The organism is Elstera litoralis (assembly GCF_000963705.1).
In the GTDB taxonomy this organism is placed as follows: Bacteria; Pseudomonadota; Alphaproteobacteria; order Elsterales; family Elsteraceae; genus Elstera; species Elstera litoralis.
Genome location: NZ_LAJY01000403.1, coordinates 1 through 4,389 on the forward strand (window position 1 = coordinate 1; position 4,389 = coordinate 4,389).

The 4,389-nt window shown below is 61.6% G+C and carries 3 protein-coding genes and 1 pseudogene; all 4 read right to left on the reverse strand.

Annotated features, from left to right (window positions below; all coding sequences use genetic code 11):
* Positions 1-282: pseudogene (locus VZ95_RS14485) on the reverse strand (acyl-CoA dehydrogenase); the annotation flags it as partial.
* Positions 283-294: 12 nt separating this feature from the next.
* Complete coding sequence (locus VZ95_RS14490; protein WP_045776487.1) at positions 295-2,619, reverse strand: 3-hydroxyacyl-CoA dehydrogenase/enoyl-CoA hydratase family protein; 2,325 nt, start codon at positions 2,617-2,619, stop codon at positions 295-297.
* A 3-nt stretch (positions 2,620-2,622) separates the two neighbouring features.
* Complete coding sequence (locus VZ95_RS14495) at positions 2,623-3,759, reverse strand: thiolase family protein (protein ID WP_045776488.1); 1,137 nt, start codon at positions 3,757-3,759, stop codon at positions 2,623-2,625.
* An 81-nt stretch (positions 3,760-3,840) separates the two neighbouring features.
* On the reverse strand, positions 3,841-4,257 hold the full coding sequence (locus tag VZ95_RS14500) for a MerR family transcriptional regulator (protein WP_045776489.1): 417 nt from the start codon (positions 4,255-4,257) through the stop codon (positions 3,841-3,843).
* Positions 4,258-4,389: the final 132 nt, after the last annotated feature.

Here is a 4,389-nt window from a genome sequence, read left to right on the forward strand (position 1 = left end):
GGACAGGGAGGTCCAGCCGCCTTCGATGAACTTCGTATAGGCTTCCTTGAACCCGGCGGGGGTGCGAACCACGCCGTTTTCATAGTGGCAGCCTTCCTTATCGCCGGAGAGGTTGAGGGGCAGAAGCTCGTTCACACACAGCTTCGCCGCTTCTTCCAACACCGCATCGAATAGGTCGGGCGTTGCGTCTTCATAGCCTGGCAGCTTGGAGAGCTGTTCGGCGTTCAGCACTTCGTTGAGAACGAAGCGGATTTCCCGCAAGGGAGCAGCATAGGTTGCCATGAAACGGCCCTCCTAATTGCGCAGCGGCTTGCCGGTTTCGAGCATATGCTCCATCCGGGCGAGCGACTTGGGGTTCTTGGCGAGACGCATGAAGTTCGAGCGTTCCAGCGCCAGAATATCGTCTTCCTTCAGCACGACGGTCACATCGCCGTTCGGACCACCCGTCAGCACTTCGGCCAGGGTTTTGGAGACGGTGATATCGTGCGGCGTGGCTTTGCCTGCGCCCGCCGCCCCATCGACGGCCATATCGAGCGCCAGCTTGGCACTCGGGCCGGGCAGGCGGAATTCGAACTCTTCTGGCACCTTATAGCCTTCGGCCAGGGCCAGAACCTTGGCTTTGGCGTCCGCCAGCAGCCGGTCGCGGTTCATCGTAACCCCGTCATCGGCGCGCAGGTACATCAGTTCCTTAGCGAGATGCGCGGATTTGGAGACCTGGGCCGTGCTGAGGGTCTCGAAGACTTTACCGATGGCGGGCATCGGGCCGCCGGGGCGGCGCTTGACGCTGAGCCAGCGTTGCAGCATCTCCTTACACCCGCCCCAGCCGGGGATGATGCCGACGCCGACTTCCACCAAACCCATATAGGTTTCGGCGTGCGCCTGGACCGCGTCGCAATGCAGGAGGATTTCGCAGCCGCCGCCGAGCGCCATGCCCGAGGGCGCGCCGACGACGGGGAAGGGGGCGTATTTGAGCGCCTTATAGGTCTTCTGCCCGGCTTCCACGATCTCTTCAATCGCGGGCCAGAGGGCGATATTGGCGGCAAACAGCGCAAGGCCGAGGTTCGCCCCAACCGAGAAGTTCGTGCCCTCGTTGTAAATCACGAGGCCCTTGTAGCCTTTGGCCGGAATGGTCTGCACCGTCTTGGTCAGCAGGGCCATGATCTCATTATCGAGGCTGTTCATCTTCGAGGTGAACTCGAAGCACAGCACGCCGTCGCCGATATCCCAAACCGAGGCAGAGGCGTTTTTCAGCACCGGCTGCGCGTTCCGCTTAATATCGGCCAGCAGCAGCACGCCGGGGCGGCGTTCGACCGGATGATAAGCGCCGTCGGTGCCCAAGAATTCGAGCTTACCCGCTTCCTGCCGGTAAAAGCTCTTGCCCTTGGCCAGCTCCAACAGCTTCGGCACGGGCAGTCCCTTAGCGGCGATTTCCGCCGCCAGCCAATCGGCCCCAACCTGATCGATCAACTCGAACGGCCCGAAGGACCAATTATAGCCAAGCCGCATGGCTTCATCGACCGCCGTAACGGTATCGGCAATTTCCGGTACCAGGGCGGCGGTGTAGCCAAGCGTTTGCACCAGCACGCGCTTTGCGAATTCTCCGTGGGGAGACGGATCGGTCACGAGCGCCTTGAGGGACCGACCGGCCCGTTCCAGGGCTTCCGGGCGCGGCTTTTGCGCCGCCCGATAGGCCCCGGTTTTCAGATCGATGGCTTCCTTAACTTTCTTCCCACCAACCGCATTCAGACGATAGAAACCGCCCTTGCCTTTGCGGCCCGTGTAGCCGTCCGCAATCATCTTATCCAGCAGCGGGTGCTGAAGATTGGTGCGGATGAAATCATCGCTGGCGGGTAGGACCGACTTCATGCTTTTGGCAATCAGCGGCATCAGATCGAGCCCGACGAGATCGATGAGGCCGAACACGCCGGTTTTGGGAATGCCCATCGGGCGGCTGCCAACGGCATCGGCTTCTTCGACCGAAAGGCCCAGATCGATGGCTTCGTTGACGGCAACCTGAATCCAATAGGTGCCGATGCGGTTGGCGATGAAGCCCGGCGTGTCCTTGCAGGGCACCACGCCCTTGCCGAGGGTGCGGTCACAGAACTCTTCGATCCGCGCGAGCGCCGCCGGATCGGTTTCGGCACCGCCGACCAGCTCTAGCAGGCGCATATAGCGCGGCGGATTGAAGAAATGGGTAATCATAAAGGTCTTGCGGAAGCTCTCCGCGCGGCCTTCGATCAGGTAGTGCAGCGGAATGGTCGAGGTGTTCGACGAGACCACCGCCTCCGGCTTCTTCAGGGTTTCGAGCTTGGCGTAAAGGCCGCGCTTGATCTCCAGATTCTCGACAATGGCTTCGACGATCCAGTCGCACTCGGCCACTTTCGGCAGATCATCGTCGAGATTACCCGGCGTGATGAGCTTGGCCGCATCCTTATGCATCAGCGGCGCGGGGTCCGCCTTCAGCAGTTTCTCGATCGCGCCCTTGGTGATGGCGGTCTTATCGCCTTCCTTGGCGGCAATATCGAGCAGCAGTACGGGAATGCCAGCGTTGGCGATATGGGCCGCAATGCTGGCCCCCATCACCCCTGCGCCGATGACGCAGGCTTTCTGCACGCTCATGGGTTACACCGCTTCGAGAATGGTGGCGATGCCTTGGCCGCCGCCGATGCATTGGGTCGCCAGCGCATAACGCTTGCCTTCACGCTTCAGCAGGGAGGCGGCTTTGCCGGTAATGCGCGCGCCGGTGCCGCCGAGCGGATGCCCAAGGGCAATCGCGCCGCCGTCGAGATTGATTTTCTCCAGCGGCAGGCCGAGGTCGTGAATGCAGGCGAGGGCTTGCGACGCGAAGGCTTCGTTCAGTTCGATGATATCGAGATCATCCACCGTAAGCCCGGCGCGCTTCAGCGCCTTGCGGGTGGCATCGACCGGGCCGATGCCCATGATGTCCGGCAGGCAGCCCGATTTCGCGATGCTCTTGATCCGCGCCAGGATCGGCAGACCGTGTTTCGTCGCATACTCTTCCGAACACACCAGCACGGCGGACGCGCCATCGGTGAGCGGCGAGGACGTGCCAGCGGTCACGCTGCCGGCGGGGTCGAAAGCAGGCTTCAGGCCGCCCAGGCTTTCGGCGGTGGTGTCCGGGCGAATGCAGCCATCGGCATCGACAATCCCGGCCTTGGTCTGCACCGGAACGATTTCGTCTTTCAGCTTCCCGGCGGCCTGCGCAGCGGCGGCCTTCTGGTGCGAGGCGGCGGCGAAGGCTTCCTGCTGGGCGCGGGTGATCTGGTACTTATTGGCCAGATTTTCCGCCGTTTGGCCCATCGAGGCGAGTGCGCCCGGCATGGTCTGCTGGAAAATCGGATTGGGGAGGGGGTTGTAGCCCATCATCGGTACGCGGGTCATCGATTCAACCCCTGCCGCGATGAAAACCTCGCCCGCGCCCATCTGGATCGCGCCGGCGGCCATATGGATGGCTTCCATCGACGAGCCGCAGTAGCGGTTGACGGTGGCGCCGCCGATGGTGAGCGGCAAGCCTGCCAGCAGCACCACGATACGGCCCATATTGAAGCCCTGTTCGCCTTCCGGGAAGGCGCAGCCGAGCAGCAGATCTTCGATATCGGCGGGGTTGACCTTCGTGCGCTCCACCAGCGCTTTCACTACACCCGCGACCAGATCGTCGGGTCGAACGCGGGTCAGGCCACCCTTATTGGCGAAATGAAACGGCGACCGGGCATAACCCGCAATTACCACTGGCGTCATCTAAACGGTCCCTCCAACCTGGATCGGTTGGCCCTTTAGCGCCCGAGGGTATGTGCCCGGTTCTGCGAAGGCCAACCTTGGTTAATTTTTGTCCGATATTCCCTTGCTGCTCAGCAGTTGCAGCATGTCCCCTTCGATATCGCGCAGCTCTTCCAGCGTCACGGTAATGTCGCGCAACTGCTGCTCCAGATCGGCAATCCGTTGGCGGCCCTTTCTCAGCGTCGCCTGGAGTTGCGTTACCTGGGAGCGATCAGCGTCATACAGGTCCAGCAATTCTTTAATATCGGCAAGGCTGAAGCCTAAGCGCTTGCCGCGCAAAATCAGCTTCAACCGCGCCCGATCCCGCGCCGTATAAATTCGCGCGCCGCCGATGCGGCTGGGGGCTATCAGTCCCTGATCTTCATAGAAACGGATCGTGCGGGGGGAGATGGCATGCTCCTCCGCAAGATCGCCAATGGAGAACAGTTTCTGTGCCTGAACTTGCTCGACCTGCACCATACCGGAAGCTACCCAATTCGGAAGGTAGTTGACGTATACGTAATCCACCCGCGCCCCCCTGTCAAGTCACGATCAAAGCGTGTGAAAAGGGGGTGCTGCGGCAATTCGCGTGTCAGCCTTTGCGGGCCTTGG